Origin of the sequence: Micromonospora sp. DT201, from assembly GCF_049841575.1 — a bacterium.
Classification (GTDB): domain Bacteria; phylum Actinomycetota; class Actinomycetes; order Mycobacteriales; family Micromonosporaceae; genus Micromonospora.
In genome coordinates this window covers 350,825-367,629 of record NZ_JBNCKP010000003.1, presented here as the reverse complement: position 1 = coordinate 367,629, position 16,805 = coordinate 350,825, and the positions used below count along the sequence as shown (strand labels likewise).

Below are 16,805 nucleotides of genomic sequence, written 5' to 3'. Positions count from 1 at the left end.
ACGGCAATCACGGCGGTGAGAGTGTTTTCCACGACCACCGGCGGCGGGACGCTCCACGAGCGGGGATGATGGGCCGGGTGCGGTTCCTTCACGGCGCGGTCCCCGCGCACGACCTGACCTATACCGACGTCTTCATGGCGCCGGCCCGTTCCGACCTGGGTTCCCGGCTCGACGTCGACCTGTCCACCGGTGACGGCACCGGCACCACCATCCCGCTTGTGGTGTCGAACATGACCGCGGTCGCCGGCCGGCGGATGGCCGAGACGGTGGCCCGCCGGGGCGCGATCGCGGTGATTCCGCAGGACATCCCGATCGAGGTGGTCGCAAACGTCGTCGCCTGGGTGAAGCAGCGGCACCTGGTCTACGACACGCCGATCACCCTGGGCCCGACCGAGACCGTGGGTGACGCCATCCACCTGCTGCCCAAGCGCTCGCACGGTGCGGTGATCGTCGTCGACGAGGCCGGCCGGCCGATGGGCGTGGTCACCGAGGCGGACACCACGGGGGTGGACAGGTTCGCTCAACTGCGTCACGTCATGTCCACCGAGCTGCACACCGTCCCGGCGGACGCGGACCCGCGTACCGGTTTCGACCTGCTCTCCGCCGGTCGTCGTCGGCTCGCCCCGGTGGTGGACGCCGACGGCCGGCTGGTCGGGGTGCTGACCCGCCAGGGCGCGCTGCGCGCCACGCTCTACACGCCGGCCGTGGACGATCAGGGCCGGCTTCGCATCGCGGCGGCCGTCGGGATCAACGGCGACGTGACCGGCAAGGCCGCGGCGCTGCTGGAGGCGGGCGTGGACACGCTGGTCGTGGACACCGCGCACGGCCACCAGGCTCGGATGATCTCCGCGCTTCAGGCGGTCCGCAAGCTGGACCCGGGGGTGCCGGTGGCGGCCGGCAACGTGGTCACCGCCGAGGGCGTACGCGACCTCGTCGAGGCGGGGGCGGACATCATCAAGGTGGGTGTCGGGCCGGGCGCGATGTGCACGACCCGGATGATGACCGGCGTGGGACGGCCGCAGTTCTCCGCCGTACTCGACTGCGCGACCGCAGCCCGGCAGTTGGGCCGGCACGTCTGGGCCGACGGCGGGGTGCGGCACCCACGGGACGTGGCGCTCGCGCTCGCCGCCGGGGCGTCGAACGTGATGATCGGCTCGTGGTTCGCCGGCACCTACGAGTCCCCCGGTGACCTGTACGCCGATGCGGACGGCCGGCGGTACAAGGAGAGCTTCGGGATGGCCTCGGCTCGGGCGGTCAGCGCGCGTACCGCCGACGACAGCCCGTACGACCGGGCCCGCAAGGCGGTGTTCGAGGAGGGCATCTCCTCGGCCCGGATGTATCTGGACCCGGCCCGACCCGGCGTCGAGGACCTGATCGACGAGATCATCGCCGGGGTACGCAGCGCCTTCACGTACGCCGGTGCGCGGGACCTGACACAGTTCCACGAGCGGGCGATCGTCGGCGTCCAGAGCGCCGCCGGCTTCACCGAGGGAATGCCCCTCCCCACAAGCTGGTAACCCACCCCGCCCACCCGCCCGCCCACCCCCGTTGATCATGAGGTTATTGCCTTCCGCATCGGCGCGTCGCGGCAATAACCTCATGATCAACCGGGCGGGCGGGGCGGGCGGGGTGCTGTTAGTTGGCTTGGTGCGGCAATTTCGTTTGGCCCCTGACTATCAGGGAGCTAATCTGCATCCCGTGGAACTCGTCACTCTCCAGGATGTGCCGCTTGGCCGGCTGCTGGTGGTGGCCGGGCACCTGGTCGGGCAGCGATGGAATCGCTACCTCGCCGAGGAGCACAGCCTCACCCAAGCCGGCATGGTCACCCTGATGACGCTCGCCCGACACGGCGAGCTCCCCCACCGGGAAGTCGCCGAGAAGGGCTTCGTCCGCCCGGCGACCCTGACCGGCATCGTGGACACGCTGGCCCGCGACGGGCTCGTCGAGCGGCAGCGCGACGACAGCGACCGACGCAGCGTCCGACTCGTCCTCACCGCCGCCGGCCGGGAACGGGTGGCTGCGCTCAGCGCACTGATGCACTCCGGACGCCCACTCACCTCGGTCGACGCCGACCCAGAGAAGGCGCAGGTGATCCGGGAGTTCCTGCTCGAGGTCATCGGCAGCGGGGACGACCCGCGGATGACCGGACGCCCAACCGAACCGAAGGACCCGGCGTGCTGATCCGACTGCTGCGCAACCAACTGCGCTCCTACCAACGACCGTTGCTGGCCGTGGTGCTGCTCCAGTTCGTGGGCACCATGGCCTCGCTCTACCTGCCCAGCCTCAACGCCGACATCATCGACAAGGGCGTGGCTCAGGGCGACACCAGTTACATCGTGCACACCGGCGGGTGGATGCTGCTGGTCAGCCTGATCCAGATCGTCTGTTCGATCGCCGCGGTCTACCTGGGCGCTCGGACCGCGATGGGCTTCGGGCGGGACGTCCGGGCCAGGTTGTTCGGGCACGTCAACCGCTTCTCCGCCCGCGAGGTGGCCCGGTTCGGTGCACCGTCGCTGATCACCCGCAACACCAACGACGTGCAACAGGTGCAGATGCTCGTCCTGATGAGCTGCACCATGATGGTCGCCGCGCCGATCATGAGTGTGGGCGGCGTGGTGATGGCGCTCCGCGAGGATGTCGGGCTCTCCTGGCTGATGCTGGTCAGCGTGCCGGTGCTCGCCGTCGCGCTCGGCGCGATCATCCGTCGGATGGTGCCGGGTTTCCGGCTGATGCAGACCCGGATCGACACGGTCAACCGGGTTCTCCGCGAGCAGATCACCGGCATCCGGGTCGTCCGCGCCTTCGTCCGCGAGCCGTACGAGACGGATCGTTTCGCCGTCGCCAACGCCGAGCTGTCAGCCACCGCTCTGCGGACCGGTCGCCTGCTGGCGCTGATCTTCCCGGTGGTCATGCTGGTGCTGAACGTCTCCAGCGTGGCAGTGCTCTGGTTCGGCGCGCAGCGGGTCGATGCCAGTGCGATCGAGATTGGCGCGCTCACCGCGTTCCTGCAGTACATGATGCAGATCCTGATGGCGGTGATGATGGCCACCTTCATGCTGATGATGGTGCCCCGGGCGGCGGTCTGCGCCGAGCGGATCGTCGAAGTGCTGGACACCGACTCCTCGGTGGTCCCCGCCGCCGAGCCGGTCACCGAGCTGCCCACCCGGGCCGAGTTGGAGCTGCGCGGAGTGCGCTTCCAATACCCGGGCGCGGTCGATCCGGTGCTGCGGGACATCTCCTTCCGGGCCACCCCGGGCACCACCACCGCGATCATCGGTAGCACCGGTGCCGGCAAGACGACCCTGCTGTCGCTGATCCCCCGCCTGGTCGACGTCACCGCTGGCGCGGTGCTGGTCGACGGGGTGGACGTGCGGGAACTGGCACCGGACGAGTTGTGGCGGCGCATCGGCCTGGTGCCGCAGCGGCCGTACCTGTTCACCGGGACGGTCGCCAGCAACCTGCGCTACGGCAACCCGGACGCCACCGACGAGGAGTTGTGGGCGGCGCTGGAGATCGCCCAGGCCCGGGACTTCGTGGCCCAGATGCCCGGCGGGCTGGACGCGCCGATCGCGCAGGGCGGCACCACCGTCTCCGGTGGGCAGCGGCAGCGCCTGGCCATCGCCCGGGCCCTGGTCCGGCAGCCGGAGATCTATCTCTTCGACGACTCGTTCTCCGCGCTCGACCTTGGCACCGACGCGCGACTCAGAGCCGCGCTGCGGCCGGTCACCGCGCAGTCCGCGGTGGTGATCGTGGCCCAGCGGGTCTCCACGATCATCGACGCCGACCAGATCATCGTTCTTGAGGATGGAGGGGTCGTCGGAGTGGGACGACACTCGGAATTGTTGGAAACCTGCCCGACGTACGCCGAGATCGTTGCTTCGCAGCAGACGGCGGAGGTGGCGGCATGAGCGAGCGCGACGAGCCGCGCACCGCGGCCGTACCCAGTCAGAAGCCGGCCGGCGACGAGCGGACGCCGGGAGGGGACGCGTCGCCGCCCGGCGGCGGCGCGGCGACGCCGAAGCGGCTGCCGCCCGGGCGTCCGGGCGGCGGTCCGGCGTGGATGAGTGCCGGGATGCCCGCCGAGAAGTCGATGAACTTCGGGCCGTCCGCCCGACGGTTGCTCGGCCGGCTGCGCTCGCACCGACTGCACCTGTCCGCGATCATCACGTTGGCCCTGGTGAGCGTCGGGTTCAGCGTGGCCGGGCCGAAGATCCTCGGCCATGCCACCGACCTGATCTTCACCGGGGTGATCGGCCGGAAACTGCCCGCCGGCACCACCGCCGAGCAGGCCGTCGCAGCAGCCCGGGCCAGCGGCAACGACAGCTTCGCCGACATGCTGGCCCGGATGGACGTGGTGCCCGGGGTGGGCATCGACTTCAGCGCCCTGAGTCGGGTGCTGCTGTTGGCGCTCGGGCTCTACCTGGCGGCGGGCGTGCTGTCCTGGTGGCAGGGCTGGCTGCTCAACGGGGTGGTCCAGCGCACCGTGCTGCGGCTGCGCGCCGAGGTGGAGGAGAAGCTCAACCGGCTGCCGCTGCCGTACTTCGACCGGCAGCCCCGCGGTGAGCTGCTCAGCCGGGTCACAAACGACATCGACAACATCTCGACAAGCCTCCAGCAGACCCTCAGCCAGCTGCTCACCTCGCTGCTGACCGTCATCGGTGTGCTGGCCGTGATGTTCTGGATCTCACCGCTGCTGGCCCTGGTGGCCCTGGTCGCGGTGCCACTGTCGGTGCTCGTCACCCAGCGCATCGCCAAGCGCTCGCAGAAGCAGTTCATCGCGCAGTGGAAGCACACCGGCGAGTTGAACGGCCAGATCGAGGAGGCGTACACCGGTCACGAGCTGGTGAAGGTCTTCGGCCGGCAGCGCGAGGTGGAGGCCGCGTTCGCCGCCAAGAACGATGAGCTGTTCCGGGCCAGCTTCGGCGCACAGTTCATCTCCGGGATCATCATGCCGTCGATGATGTTCATCGGAAACCTGAGCTACGTGGCGATCGCCGTGGTCGGCGGCCTGCGGGTCGCCTCCGGCACGATGAGCCTCGGCGACGTGCAGGCGTTCATCCAGTACTCCCGACAGTTCACCCAGCCGCTCACCCAACTCGCCTCGATGGCCAACCTCCTGCAGTCCGGGGTGGCGTCAGCCGAACGGGTCTTCGCGGTGCTCGACGCCGACGAACAGACCCCCGACCCGGTCGAGCCCGCCCGGGTCGGCGACCCGCACGGTCGGGTCGAGTTCGAACATGTCTCGTTCCGCTACGAGCCGGACAAGCCGCTGATCGACGACCTGTCACTTGTCGCCGAGCCGGGTCACACGGTGGCCATCGTCGGTCCGACCGGCGCCGGCAAGACCACGCTTGTCAACCTGGTCATGCGGTTCTACGAGCTGGACGCCGGCCGGATCACGCTCGACGGGGTGGACATCACGACGATGCGCCGCGACGACCTGCGCGGCCGGATCGGCATGGTGCTCCAGGACACCTGGCTCTTCGGCGGCACCATCCGGGACAACATCGCCTACGGGCGGCCGGACGCGACCGAGGAGGAGATCCTCGCCGCGGCCCAGGCCACCTTCGTGGACCGGTTCGTGCGCAGCCTGCCCGACGGCTACGACACGGTCATCGACGAGGAAGGCAGCAACGTCAGCGCCGGTGAGAAGCAGCTCATCACCATCGCCCGGGCGTTCCTCGCCGAGCCGTCGCTGCTGATCCTCGACGAGGCGACCAGCTCGGTGGACACCCGCACCGAGGTGCTGCTCCAACGGGCGATGGCCGCGCTGCGTTCGGACCGGACCAGCTTCGTCATCGCGCACCGGCTCTCCACCATCCGCGACGCCGACCTGATCCTGATGATGGAGAACGGTCGGATCGTCGAGCAGGGCACCCACGAGCAGTTGCTCGCCGCCCACGGCGCATACCACCGGCTCTACCGTTCCCAGTTCACCGGTGCCGTGGTCGACGAGGAACCGGCCGGCCAACCGGCGGCGGTCTAGGGCGGGGTGGGTCGCCGTGCGCGCGACGCGATCGACGGCGACCCGCCCCGGATCGACGGGTGGGTCAGTTCGCCGGGAGCAGGTCGGCCGCGCGGGCGGCGACCTGCCCGGAGATCAAGGCGAGCGCGGCGTCCGCGGGCATCGGTTCCAGGGCGCGGCCGCCGCGCAGGCGCAGCGCGAGGCGCCCGTCGGCCGCCTCCCGAGGACCCAACACCCCGAGGTACGGGACGCGGCGGCGAGCCGCGTCCCGTATCCGGGCGCCCAGCGAGCCGGCGACATCGACCTCGACCCGCAGGCCCGCGTCGACGGCCCGACGGGCCAGGTCGGCCACCGCGTCGACCTGCCCGTCGTCGACCGGCAGCAGCACCAGCTGGACCGGCGCGTACCAGGCCGGGAAGGCGCCCTCGTGCACCTCGATCAGGTACGCGAACAGCCGTTCCATGCTGCCGACCAGGCTGCGGTGCAGCATGACCGGTCGACGCCGGCTGCCGTCCGAGTCGGTGTACGACAGGTCGAACCGCTCCGGCTTGTCGAAGTCCAACTGGATGGTGGAGATGGTCGACTCCCGGCCGGCGGCGTCCACGATCTGAATGTCGATCTTCGGCCCGTAGAAGGCGGCCTCCCCCGGAGCCTCGACGTACGACACCCCGGCCAGCGCGCCCCGGAGCAGATCCTCGGCGTGGGCCCACTGCGCGTCGTCGCCGACGTACTTTTCGCCCGGCCCGCGCAGCGACAGCCGGAAACCGGCCGGGCGGACACCGAGCGCGGCGTGCGCGGTGCGGATCAGCCGGAGGATCCGGGCGACCTCCTCACCCACCTGCTCCGGGGCACAGAAGGTGTGCGCGTCGTTGAGCGAGATGGCGCGTACCCGGGACAGCCCACCGAGCACCCCGGAACGCTCCGAGCGGTACATCCCACCCAGCTCCGCGATCCGCAACGGCAGCTCACGGTAGGAGCGGCCGCGGGCGCGGAAGACGAGCGCGTGGTGCGGGCAGAGCGCGGGCCGGAGCACGAACTCGTCGTCCGCGCTCAACCGCATCGGCGGGAACATGTCGTCGGCGAAGTAGCCGAGGTGCCCGGAGAGTTCGAAGAGTTCGCGTTTGCCCAGCGGGGGCGAATAGACGTGCTGGTGGCCGGAGCGGCGCTCCAACTCCCGGACGTACTCCTCGACAGCGTGCCGGGCGGCGGCACCGGCCGGCAGCCAGATCGGCAGGCCGGCACCGGCCAGCGGATCGGAGACGAAGAAGTCCAGCTCGCGGCCGAGCCTACGGTGGTCGATCATGTCGGGCTCCTGGATCGGGTACGACCCGGAGGCGACCTGAGCTCCGTTCGGCGCGCGGCCCTCCGGGGCGGATCGCCCCGGGGCCTGGTCGACGGTGGTTACGTCAGAGCGGCGCGCCGGGGATACCCGGCGTCGTCGTCACTACTACCGCACTGCGCATACGGGCGACCGTACTTACCAACAATCGGGGACGCACCTGGATTTGCGGCGGCGAGGGAGGGGGCGGGCCGCCGGCGCGGGACCCGCCGGCGGCCCAGGCGGCCCGAATCGTCAGGAACGGGGGACCCGACGGGCGTGGGCCGCGCCAACAACGGTACGCCGACGTACGCCGATTTGCCGACCGGTGCACGACGGCTGGGACGACCACCGAACCCGTCACCCAAGATCGGTTCGCCTCGTTAGACCTGGGTGGTCCGGTCGTGTCGACCGTCACGACAGGCCGGGGCTGTTCACGGTGACGCCGGACACGCCGTCAGGCTCAAGACACCCAATCGGCCGTATCCGGCGAGGTGGCAGGCGTGCCCGAACTACTGACTGACGTCGCATCGCCGACGTGGGCGTACCTTCTGCTGCTCGCCCTGCTGATCGCGGACGCCTTCGTCCCGGTGATCCCCACCCAGATCGTCATGATCACCAGTGGTGCGCTCACCGTCTACGGCGGGCTCAACCTGCCGGTCACCATCGCCGTCGGCGCGCTCGGCGTATTCGCTGGCGACCTGGCCTGCTACCTGCTCGGACGGGTCGCACCGGACCGACGGCCGCCCCGACACGCCGAGTTGAGCCGAGCCCGTCGGATCGCCGCGCGGGTCACCCAAGGGCTGCGGCAACCCGGGCCGCTGGTCATCCTGCTCTGCCGGTTCGTGCCCGGCGGCCGGATGGCGGCCTGTTTCTCGGCCGGCCGCAGCCGCTACCCGTACCGGCTGTTCGTGCTCTACGAGGCCGTCGCCGCGCTGGGCTGGGCCACCTACGGGGCGCTCGTGGGGCACCTGGGCGGCACCGCGTTGACCGAGTCGGCATGGCGGCTGGCCATCATCGCCACCGCCGCCGCGGCCGGCTTCGCCGCAGCAGGCTGGGCGATGACGCTGGTCAGCGCCCGCCACGCCCGAGCCGTCGCCGCCGGAGCAGACATCCCCATCGACTGAGTGTCGGCCCGCCGTACGGGTATAAGCTGCACTTATATTGGCGATATGTGGGACGTCAAACTTCACCCTGAGGTCGAGGAGTGGTTCCTCGACCTCTGCAGGACGGATCCCGCCAGTGCCGACCTCATCAGTGAGGCCATCGACCTCCTCACCGAGCACGGGCCGGCGCTCGGGCGTCCATTGGTCGACCGCCTCAAAGGCAGTTCCTTCCACCACATGAAAGAGCTGCGACCTGGGTCCGCGGGCTCCACGGAGGTCCGCATGATCTTCGCTTTCGATCCACTTCGAGAGGCGGTCTTCCTGGTCGCCGGCGACAAGTCTGGGCAGTGGCAAAGTTGGTACCAGACGGCCGTCCCCTTGGCGGACGATCGGTTTCAGGAGCACCTCACCAGCCTGAAAGGCACACAACGATGACCGGTGGAGCTGACTGGCGGGACGTGAAGGCGAAGGCCCGGGAGCTCGATCCGTTGTGGGATCATCCGGATCGGGTTGCGCGACGGGCTCAGCAGCGCGAGCAGATGCTGGCGTCAGTCAGTGGCGGGCAACTGGCGGAAATTCGCAAGCAGTTGGGCATCACCCAGACCCAACTCGCCGAGGCCGCAGGGTTGACCCAGGCGAGGATCAGCCAGATCGAGAATGGCGAGCACACCAGCCTGGAAACACTCCGTGCCTATGTCACCGGGCTCGGGGGCCACCTCGACGTCGTCGCCCGCATCGGGAACATCCAGCTGAACGTTGCCTGATCGGGAAGGCCGCCTTCGGAGAGGCCAACACGCCGCCGTACCTGAGGAACCGCACCGATTCTCCGGATGCCTCTAGGGGTGGTCCCCCGGAACGATTTCGGTGGCCGTCCCGGATCCGGCTGGGGTCCCTGCGGCGACAGGCTGAGGCATGCCTGGAACCCGGAGCACCGGCCTGCTCGCCCTCGGCGGCATCGCGCTGGCGGCGCTGCTCACCGTGATCGGCCACCTCGAAGTCAACGACGACCTCAACCCGTGGGCGCTGACCATCAGCGACTTCGCGGTCTCCGACCGGGGCGGCGTCATCGACGTCGCCATGGTGGTGCTCGCGCTCGCCACGGTGGCGCTGCTGCACGGGCTGCGCCGCACCGGGCCACCCCGACCACGCGCCGGGACGGCCGAGTTGCTGCTCGGCGCGTGGATGGCCGGGCTGCTACTCGCCGCGGTAGTGCCGACGAACGAGCCGGGCACCGCCATGACCACCGCGGCCTACCTGCACCGGTACGCCTCGGTGGTCGCCTTCCTGGCACTACCGGTCAGCGGTTGGCTGCTCGCCCGCCGGCCGGATCTGGCGTCCGCAGCCCGGACGCTACGAACCCTCGTCCTGCTCAGCCTCGCCCTGGCCGCAGCGATGATCTGGTCCGCCTACCCCGGCGACCGGATGCTCATCGGCCTGGCCGAACGCCTCCTCATCCTCACCGAGGTAGCCGTCCTGGCCACGGTAGCGGTGACCCAAACCCGGGCTGCGGCGGTCGGGGTTACTCCAGTTCGTGGAGCATTAGCTGGCGGGCCGCTTCGGTGATCGATCCGGAAAGGCTCGGGTAGATGGTGATGGTCTGCGCCAACTCGTTGACCGTGAGGTTGTTTTCCACCGCCATCGTGATGGGCAGGATCAGCTCGCTGGCCTTCGGGGCGACCACCACACCGCCGATCACCTGACCGCTGGCAGGTCGGCAGAACAACTTCACGAAGCCGTCGGGAAGGTCGTCCATCTTCGCCCGGGCGTTGCCGGACAGCGGCAGCATCACCTGGCGGGCCGGCACCTTGCCCGAGTCCACCTCGTCCTGCGAAACGCCCACCGTCGCCAACTCCGGGTCGGTGAACACGTTCGCCGCGACGGTACGCAGCCGTAGCGGACGGACCGCCTCGCCGAGGGCATGCCACATGGCGATCCGACCCTGCATGGCGGCGACGCTGGCCAGCAACAGCACGCCGGTGCAGTCACCAGCGGCGTAGATGCCCGGCACGTTGGTCCGCGAGGCCCGGTCGACGCTCACATAGCCGCCCCGGCCCATCTCCACGCCGTACTCGGTCAGGCCCAGGTTGGCCGTGTTCGGGATCGAACCGACCGTGATCAGCGCGTGCGAGCCGGTCACCTTGCGGCCGTCGGAGAGCTCCACCTGGACACCGTCGGCAGTACGCCGGACCGCGTCGGCCCGAGAGTTGTTGAGGATCTCCATACCCCGGTTGCGGAACACCCGCTCGATGGCGGACGCGGCATCGGCGTCCTCGTGCGGCATCACCCGGTCGCGGCTGGAGACCAGGGTGACCTCGACCCCCATCGCCAGGTACGCGCTGGCGAACTCCGCGCCGGTCACACCCGAGCCGACCACGATCAGGTGCTCGGGCAGCTCCGGCAGGTCGTACACCTGGCGCCAGGTCAGGATGCGCTCGCCGTCCGGGACGGCGGTGGGCAACTGACGGGGGGTCGAGCCGGTGGCCAGCAGCACGGTGGACGCGGCGATGGAGTATTCCTCGCCGCCGTCGGCGGGGGTGACGACGACCCGGTGCGTGTGCCCGAGGGCGTCCTCACCGAGCCGGGCGGTGCCGGCCACGAAAGTGACCCCCGCCTTGAGCAGCTTCGCGTGGATGTCAGCGGACTGCGCCAATGCCAGCCGCTTGACCCGCTCGTGCACCGCACGCGCGTCGACGGTGACCGCCTCCAGACCGTCCGAGTGCACCCCGAACTCCTCGGTGTCGCGGTAGCCGGTGACCACCCCCGAGCTGGCGATGAAGGTCTTCGACGGCACGCAGTCGGAGAGCACACACGCTCCACCCGCGCCGTCGGCCTCCACCACGGTGACATCGGCGTCCAGCTGGGCGGCGACCAGCGCCGCCTCATATCCGGCCGGCCCACCACCGATGATCACGATCCGGCTCACAGCGTTCGCCCTTCGTCCATGCTCACAGTGACTTTCTTCTCCCGAGCGCATTCGACACGCGCTGTCGTATTCTCCCCCACCCGTCTGCGGGGCTATCGTCATCGCCGTGCGTCATCACGCCGCCTACGGCTCAAATCTCGACCCCGCCCGGATGCGCGCCTACTGTCCGCATTCGCCGATGGTGGGCACCGGCTGGCTGGAGGGCTGGCGGCTGACCTTCGCCGGAGCGGACGTGATCGGCTGGGAGGGCGCGGTGAGCACCCTGGTCGAGTCGCCGGGCGAGCGGGTCTTCGTGGCGCTCTACGACATCCACCCGTACGACGCGGGCCAGCTCGACGAGATCGAGGGTGTGACCGCCGGCACGTACCGCAAGCTGCACGTCCGGGTCTCCACCCTCGACGGCGACGTGACCGCCTGGATCTACGTCTTCAACGGGTACGAGGGCGGCCTGCCGACCTCGTGGTATCTCTCCGAGATCGCGAACGCCGCCGAGAAGGCCGGCGCCCCGGACGACTACGTCACGGAGCTGCGGTCCCGCCCCACCGGCACCGCGTCGGCGTAGCAGCGCGTATCGCACGTCTCCAGTCTGCTACCGCCGTCGACCGGGTCGCCGCGCGGGCTCGACCGGCGTCGTCAATCACACACCTGCGGCTCAGGTGAGGTCGGCCCGGGTGCGGTGCAGCAACTCCACCAACTCGGCACCGTCAGCGGGGTCGAGAGCCGTGAACGCCGGCGCGACGAGACGGTGGGTCACCGCCTCGGCCCACAGTCGCCGACGCACCAACGGCCCGATCGGCGGGTACGGCGGCGGCCAGCCGCAGGCCACCGCCCCGGCCTCCCCCTTCGGCCCGGAGAGCACAGCCTCCAGTGGTGTCATCCCGGCGGCGCGTACCGCCAGCAGGTAGGCGCCGGTGAAGTGTTCCCGGAGCAGTCGCAGCCCGGCGGCACTCCGGGCACCCGGGGAGAGATCCGGCATTGGCATGGCCCGCCACGCGGCGAACAGCGGCATGGCGCTGGCGTCCGCCGCCACCACCGCCCGCTCGACGAGTGCGGCCAGGCGCTCGGTGGTGGGCAGGGCATCGAGCTGCTGCGATCCCCAACGGCAGCACTCGGCGAGGCTCGCGGCGGCCACCTCCAACGGTGGAACAATCCGGGCTGCGGCGTCCCATCCGTCGGCGACCGCGTCCGGGGCGATGAACCCGAGGGCGGCGGCAGCCGTCTCGGCCCGCACATCGCCGAGCGCGCCAGCTCGGCCACCGATGTAGAACGCCCAGCCCGATATGCCGAGCAGCCGGGCCCGGCGCAGCGTGGTCGGGTCCCGGCTGAACGCGTCGCCCAGGTCGAGCACGACAGGCTTGCTGGCGGCGGCGACCTGTTCCGGTGTCATTCGAGCGCCCCCCTCGCGCAACCCGACCCGTCGACCACGACGATGCCCCGTTCCGGGGTCACCCGTCGTGGATGGTCCGCACACTCGTTGTCGCCCATTGATGATCAGTCTGCCGCGCCACCGCCCGTGTCCGCATCCCCCTCTTCGGCCGCCAGCGCCTCGACCGCCGCTTCGACTTCACCCGCGCGGCGCCGGGCGACGGTGACCGCGCGCTCGGCGGCACGCCGGGCGAGCTTGGCCCGGCTGAGATCCTGCTCGGCGACCGCCCGCCGCCGCTCCAACTCGGCCAGTTCGGCTTCGATCCGATCGAGTACGGAGACACCGTCGCGCTCCTGCCCGGTCGCCTCTGTCAGCTCGGCCTCGGCACGCTCCTGGTCGGCCTGGGCCAACGCCAGCTCCCGGTCCAAGGCGCGGCGCTGCCGGGCCCGCTCGGCGCGGGCCGCCCGTTGCGCAGTCCGCTCGGCCTGCTCGGCGCGCTCCGCCGCCCGGTCCGTGCGGGGGGTCGCCTCGGGACGCCCTCGTTGGGAACCGGGTCGGCGGGCCGGGCGTTCCTCCGCCAACTCCTCGTCATCGCCGGTGACCAGCCGCAGTTGTGGCCGGGGCACCTCGCCGAACCCGGCGTAGCTGGCGGCCCGGAGCAGACGCCCAGCCCGGACCTGCTCGGCGACCTCCACGTCGGAGAACGCGGCGTTCAGGGTCGCCTCCACCTCGGCCAGTGGCAGCCGACCGGCCGGTGGGGCGTCCGGCTCCGCTGCGGCGAGCTTGCGGATCTCGGCGACCAGGGCGGCGACCACCGCACGGCGCTGCGCGGACAGCTCCCGCAGCCGGGGCCCGCGCAACTCCCGCTGGGCGGCCCGCAGCGCATCGGCGAGCTGGACCAGGTCGGTTACCAGCTCCGGGCGTCGAATGGCGAGCAGGTTCACCAGCCAGGCGGCCACCGTCGGGCGACGTAGCCGGGCCAACTGTCGGGCGGTGCCCGGGTCGCCGGCGCGGCGGGCGTCGGCCACGGCGGCGTCCCGGGCGGCCACGAACCGGTCCGGTGGGATGCGGTAGAGCTGCTGCACCAGCTCCGCTGAGGGGCCGGGCATCGTTTCAGACGTCCACCCGGCTACCGGGCTCCAGTCGCTGGTATTCGGTGCCGGACAGCGCCGTGTACTGCCGGTCGAGCACGCCCAAACCGTTGTCGTTGAGCAGGGCGTCGTGCAGGGCGTACGCGCGGCGCGGCGCGACCGCGCGGATGAAGTCGACCACCTCGGAGAACTTCGACCAGGGGGCGTGGATCGGCGCGAAGAGCGTGTCGACGGGTGTCTCCTCGGGCACCACCAGGGCGTCACCCGGGTGGTAGACCACGTCATTGATCAGGTAACCGAGGTTGTCCACCACCGGGATGTCCGGGTGGATCACCGCGTGCCGCCCTCCGTACGCGCGGACGGCGACCCCGGCGGCGGTGAACGACTCACCGGCCGTGACCGGACGCAGCATCTCGGCGGCGTCGCCCAGTGCCCCGGCTAGCGAGGCGGGCCCGTGGATAGGGAACGGCTGTCGGTCGAGCTGCAGGCGCACCGCCGCCAGGTCCAGGTGGTCGGGGTGTTCGTGGGTGATCAGCACCGCATCGGCACCGTCCAACGCCACTGCGGGGTCGCTGAACATGCCCGGGTCGACGACGAGCACTCCCCCGTCGTGTTCCACCCGGAGACAGGAGTGGGCGTACTTGGTGAGCCGCATCGTGACTCCTCGATTATCGAATCGTGACGTCCTCAGCGCAGTCTGCCGGAACCAGCCGACGCGTGCGCCGCGTCCGAGCTATCGCCACACCGGATGACGACGATGGGAGCGGGGATGGACGGACAGGTGGTACGCCGCCGCGGCACACTGCTGGCGGCAACGGCACTGGCGGCGGCGCTGGTGCTGACCGGGTGCGGAGCCAACGACAGTGGGTCCAAAGATACGGCGGGCACGGCTGCCGACGGCCCTGCGGCGGCGAACGGCGGCGGTGCGGACAAGGACGGCCTGCTCGGAAAACCCGAGGCGGCCGGGGCCGGCGCACCTCAGGACGGCAAGGCCGGGGCACCGCAGGAGGGCGGTGCCGCAGCACCCGACCTGCGGATCGACCAACGGGCGATCATCTACACCGGATCGATGCGGGTGCAGGTGGACGATGTGGACGTCGCTGCCCGCGAGGTCAGCGACCTGGTCACCCGGGCCGGCGGCTTCATCGGCGGTGACCAGCGGCGTAGTGCCCAGGCCGACGCGGTGGCCGACATGCAGCTGCGGGTCCCGGCGGCGAAGTTCACAGGTGTGGTGGACGAGGTCGCGAAACTCGGCCGTCAGCAGAGCCGGGACATCAGCACCGAGGACGCCACCGAGGCGATCGTCGACCTCGACGCGCGCATCGTCAGTCAGCGGGCCAGGGTGGAGAGTGCCCGCCAGCTACTGGCTCGCGCCACCTCGATCAGCGACCTGGTGTCGTTGGAGAACGAGCTGGGTCGCCGCGAGGCCGACCTGGCGTCGTTGGAGGCCAAGAAGCGGCGGCTGGCCGACCTGACGGCCCTCTCCACGATCACCGTGACGCTGGCCGGGCCGGCGGCGAAGGCCACCCCGGAGAAGACCGAGACGGGCTTCCTGGCCGGGCTGACCGGTAGCTGGAGGGCGTTCGTCGCCTCGTTGACCGTCCTGCTCACCGTGCTGGGGGCGCTGCTGCCGTGGCTTGTGGCATTCGGCGTGCCGGTGGCGGTGCTGCTGCTGGTGCTGCGCCGACGACGCAAGACCCCGCCGCTGGTCGCGCCGATGAACGCACCGGTCAGCGCGCCGCCGCCAGTGCCCGTAGCGCGGTCTGCACCATGACGCGTACGCCAACGGGGATGGCCCGCTCGTCCACGTCGAAGCTGGCGCGGTGCAGGTCGACGTTGGGGCCGGAGCGACCCACGCCGAGCCGGGCGAGGGCGCCGGGGACGTACTCCAGATACCAGGAGAAGTCCTCGCCGCCCATGCTCTGCGGTGTCTCGGCGACCCCTTCCGGGCCGAGCGCGGCGGCGGTGGCGGCGGTCAGCACCTGGATGGCCCGGGAGTCGTTGCACACCGGTGGCCGGCCGCGCAGGTATTCCAGGTCGACCGTGGCACCGGTCGGTGCGATCACGTCCCGGACCACCTGGGCGACGATCTTGGGTGCCTGCTCCCACGTGTCGCGGTCCATCACGCGCAGGGTGCCGGAGGCGCTCGCCTCGGAGGGGATGACGTTGTAGCGGGTGCCGGCCGAGGCGTGGCCGAAGACGAGCAGCAGGCCGCTGTTGGCTGGCACCCGGCGGCTGACCAGAGCGGGCACCTCGGTGACCAGCCGGCCGAGCGCGTCGACCAGGTCGACGGTCAGGTGCGGCCGGGCGGTGTGCCCGCCCGGGCCGGAGAGCCGAACGGTGACGTTGTCGGCGGCCGCGGTGATCGGGCCGACCCGCAGGCCGACCTGGCCCACCGGCAGGTTCGGGTCGCAGTGCAGCGCGAAGATCTGCACCACGTCGTCCAGGCCGCCGGCCTCGATGACCTCGAGCGAGCCGCAGGGCAGGATCTCCTCGGCCGGCTGGAAGATGAGCCGGACCCGCCCGTCCAACTCGCCCAGGTCGGCGAGCTGGGCGAGCAGCATGCCGACGCCGAGCATGATCGTGGTGTGCACGTCGTGCCCGCAAGCGTGGCAGACGCCCTCCACGGTCGACCGGTAGGGCACGTCCTTGGGGTCGTCGAGCGGCAGGGCGTCGATGTCGGCGCGCAGCGCGACGACCGGGCCGTCCGGCCTGCCGTTGATGTCGCAGATCACGCCGTTGCCCTTGGGGAGCATGCGCGGGTTCAGCCCGGCCAGCGAGAGCTCCCGGGCGATCAGCGCGGCCGTCTCGAACTCGTTGCCGGAGAGCTCAGGGTGCGAGTGGAGGTGACGGCGCGTAGCGATCAGCCCCGGTACCCGGAGCGCGAGGAGATGATCCAACTCGCGGGGCAGGGGCTGGGAACCGGGGGGCGTCTCCGGCCAGGACGACGCCAGCTGGCCACCCGTGGGCAGCGTCAACGCACTCGTCACGTCGAATTCTCGATCACTAGAGATGGATGGATCATCGGGGACAGCA

At 70.8% G+C, this 16,805-nt stretch carries 16 protein-coding genes; 10 read left to right on the top strand and 6 right to left on the bottom strand.

Annotation, left to right across the window (positions count from 1 at the left end; translation table 11 throughout):
- Positions 1-77: 77 nt before the first annotated feature.
- The 4 genes from ACLQ28_RS08705 to ACLQ28_RS08690 all read left to right on the top strand — a co-directional run bounded on the left by ACLQ28_RS08705 (position 78) and on the right by ACLQ28_RS08690 (position 5,986).
- The gene (locus tag ACLQ28_RS08705; protein WP_425685669.1) at positions 78-1,517 is read left to right on the top strand and encodes a GuaB1 family IMP dehydrogenase-related protein; all 1,440 of its coding nucleotides are present in this window, start codon (positions 78-80) and stop codon (positions 1,515-1,517) included.
- A gap of 181 nt (positions 1,518-1,698) precedes the next feature.
- Positions 1,699-2,181: a MarR family winged helix-turn-helix transcriptional regulator gene (locus tag ACLQ28_RS08700; RefSeq protein WP_425685668.1), complete on the top strand. Its 483-nt coding sequence runs from the start codon at positions 1,699-1,701 to the stop codon at positions 2,179-2,181.
- Positions 2,175-3,908 (top strand): ABC transporter ATP-binding protein, encoded by a 1,734-nt coding sequence (locus ACLQ28_RS08695; protein WP_425685667.1) that lies wholly within the window; start codon positions 2,175-2,177, stop codon positions 3,906-3,908. The genes ACLQ28_RS08700 and ACLQ28_RS08695 overlap by 7 nt, the downstream gene beginning before the upstream one ends.
- Complete coding sequence (locus ACLQ28_RS08690; protein WP_425685666.1) at positions 3,905-5,986, top strand: ABC transporter ATP-binding protein; 2,082 nt, start codon at positions 3,905-3,907, stop codon at positions 5,984-5,986. Before ACLQ28_RS08695 ends, ACLQ28_RS08690 begins: the two co-directional genes overlap by 4 nt.
- Before the next feature lie 64 nt (positions 5,987-6,050).
- Here ACLQ28_RS08690 and thrS read toward each other — a convergent pair whose 3' ends face one another.
- Complete coding sequence (thrS, locus tag ACLQ28_RS08685) at positions 6,051-7,268, bottom strand: threonine--tRNA ligase (protein WP_425685665.1); 1,218 nt, start codon at positions 7,266-7,268, stop codon at positions 6,051-6,053.
- Between the two features lie 518 nt (positions 7,269-7,786).
- Between thrS and ACLQ28_RS08680 the strand changes: the two genes are divergently transcribed.
- From ACLQ28_RS08680 to ACLQ28_RS08665, 4 genes are all read left to right on the top strand, one after another.
- Positions 7,787-8,410 (top strand): DedA family protein, encoded by a 624-nt coding sequence (locus tag ACLQ28_RS08680; RefSeq protein ID WP_425685664.1) that lies wholly within the window; start codon positions 7,787-7,789, stop codon positions 8,408-8,410.
- A 45-nt stretch (positions 8,411-8,455) separates the two neighbouring features.
- A complete protein-coding gene (locus ACLQ28_RS08675; RefSeq protein WP_425685663.1) occupies positions 8,456-8,824 on the top strand; it encodes a type II toxin-antitoxin system RelE/ParE family toxin in 369 nt (122 codons plus the stop codon).
- Positions 8,821-9,153 (top strand): helix-turn-helix domain-containing protein, encoded by a 333-nt coding sequence (locus ACLQ28_RS08670; protein ID WP_425685662.1) that lies wholly within the window; start codon positions 8,821-8,823, stop codon positions 9,151-9,153. Before ACLQ28_RS08675 ends, ACLQ28_RS08670 begins: the two co-directional genes overlap by 4 nt.
- 148 nt (positions 9,154-9,301) lie before the next feature.
- Positions 9,302-9,952 (top strand): DUF998 domain-containing protein, encoded by a 651-nt coding sequence (locus tag ACLQ28_RS08665; protein WP_425685661.1) that lies wholly within the window; start codon positions 9,302-9,304, stop codon positions 9,950-9,952.
- Here ACLQ28_RS08665 and ACLQ28_RS08660 read toward each other — a convergent pair.
- On the bottom strand, positions 9,909-11,312 hold the full coding sequence (locus tag ACLQ28_RS08660) for an NAD(P)H-quinone dehydrogenase (RefSeq protein WP_425685660.1): 1,404 nt from the start codon (positions 11,310-11,312) through the stop codon (positions 9,909-9,911). The two genes, ACLQ28_RS08665 and ACLQ28_RS08660, sit on opposite strands and share 44 nt — an antisense overlap.
- 106 nt (positions 11,313-11,418) lie before the next feature.
- Between ACLQ28_RS08660 and ACLQ28_RS08655 the strand changes: the two genes are divergently transcribed.
- Positions 11,419-11,874 (top strand): gamma-glutamylcyclotransferase, encoded by a 456-nt coding sequence (locus ACLQ28_RS08655; protein ID WP_184181386.1) that lies wholly within the window; start codon positions 11,419-11,421, stop codon positions 11,872-11,874.
- Positions 11,875-11,964: 90 nt separating this feature from the next.
- Here ACLQ28_RS08655 and ACLQ28_RS08650 read toward each other — a convergent pair whose 3' ends face one another.
- The 3 genes from ACLQ28_RS08650 to ACLQ28_RS08640 all read right to left on the bottom strand — a co-directional run bounded on the left by ACLQ28_RS08650 (position 11,965) and on the right by ACLQ28_RS08640 (position 14,424).
- The gene (locus ACLQ28_RS08650; protein WP_425685659.1) at positions 11,965-12,699 is read right to left on the bottom strand and encodes an SCO6745 family protein; all 735 of its coding nucleotides are present in this window, start codon (positions 12,697-12,699) and stop codon (positions 11,965-11,967) included.
- Between the two features lie 104 nt (positions 12,700-12,803).
- Positions 12,804-13,787 carry a hypothetical protein gene (locus tag ACLQ28_RS08645; RefSeq protein ID WP_425685658.1) on the bottom strand — a complete coding sequence of 328 codons (984 nt, stop codon included), beginning with the start codon at positions 13,785-13,787 and terminating at the stop codon, positions 12,804-12,806.
- 4 nt (positions 13,788-13,791) lie between these two features.
- Positions 13,792-14,424: an MBL fold metallo-hydrolase gene (locus tag ACLQ28_RS08640; protein WP_425685657.1), complete on the bottom strand. Its 633-nt coding sequence runs from the start codon at positions 14,422-14,424 to the stop codon at positions 13,792-13,794.
- Between the two features lie 93 nt (positions 14,425-14,517).
- Between ACLQ28_RS08640 and ACLQ28_RS08635 the strand changes: the two genes are divergently transcribed.
- Positions 14,518-15,543 carry a DUF4349 domain-containing protein gene (locus ACLQ28_RS08635; RefSeq protein ID WP_425685656.1) on the top strand — a complete coding sequence of 342 codons (1,026 nt, stop codon included), beginning with the start codon at positions 14,518-14,520 and terminating at the stop codon, positions 15,541-15,543.
- Here the strand turns inward: ACLQ28_RS08635 and ACLQ28_RS08630 are convergent.
- Complete coding sequence (locus ACLQ28_RS08630; protein ID WP_425685655.1) at positions 15,500-16,759, bottom strand: amidohydrolase; 1,260 nt, start codon at positions 16,757-16,759, stop codon at positions 15,500-15,502. The two genes, ACLQ28_RS08635 and ACLQ28_RS08630, sit on opposite strands and share 44 nt — an antisense overlap.
- Between the last annotated feature and the right edge of the window lie 46 nt (positions 16,760-16,805).

Bases quoted from the DNA above. Each gene is read 5' to 3' on its own strand.
- ACLQ28_RS08690 (WP_425685666.1), top strand. From the start codon at position 3,905: ATGAGCGAGCGCGACGAGCCGCGCACCGCGGCCGTACCCAGTCAGAAG.
- thrS (WP_425685665.1), bottom strand. From the start codon at position 7,268: ATGATCGACCACCGTAGGCTCGGCCGCGAGCTGGACTTCTTCGTCTCC.
- ACLQ28_RS08675 (WP_425685663.1), top strand. From the start codon at position 8,456: ATGTGGGACGTCAAACTTCACCCTGAGGTCGAGGAGTGGTTCCTCGAC.
- ACLQ28_RS08670 (WP_425685662.1), top strand. From the start codon at position 8,821: ATGACCGGTGGAGCTGACTGGCGGGACGTGAAGGCGAAGGCCCGGGAG.
- ACLQ28_RS08665 (WP_425685661.1), top strand. From the start codon at position 9,302: ATGCCTGGAACCCGGAGCACCGGCCTGCTCGCCCTCGGCGGCATCGCG.
- ACLQ28_RS08650 (WP_425685659.1), bottom strand. From the start codon at position 12,699: ATGACACCGGAACAGGTCGCCGCCGCCAGCAAGCCTGTCGTGCTCGAC.
- ACLQ28_RS08645 (WP_425685658.1), bottom strand. From the start codon at position 13,787: ATGCCCGGCCCCTCAGCGGAGCTGGTGCAGCAGCTCTACCGCATCCCA.
- ACLQ28_RS08640 (WP_425685657.1), bottom strand. From the start codon at position 14,424: ATGCGGCTCACCAAGTACGCCCACTCCTGTCTCCGGGTGGAACACGAC.
- ACLQ28_RS08635 (WP_425685656.1), top strand. From the start codon at position 14,518: ATGACGACGATGGGAGCGGGGATGGACGGACAGGTGGTACGCCGCCGC.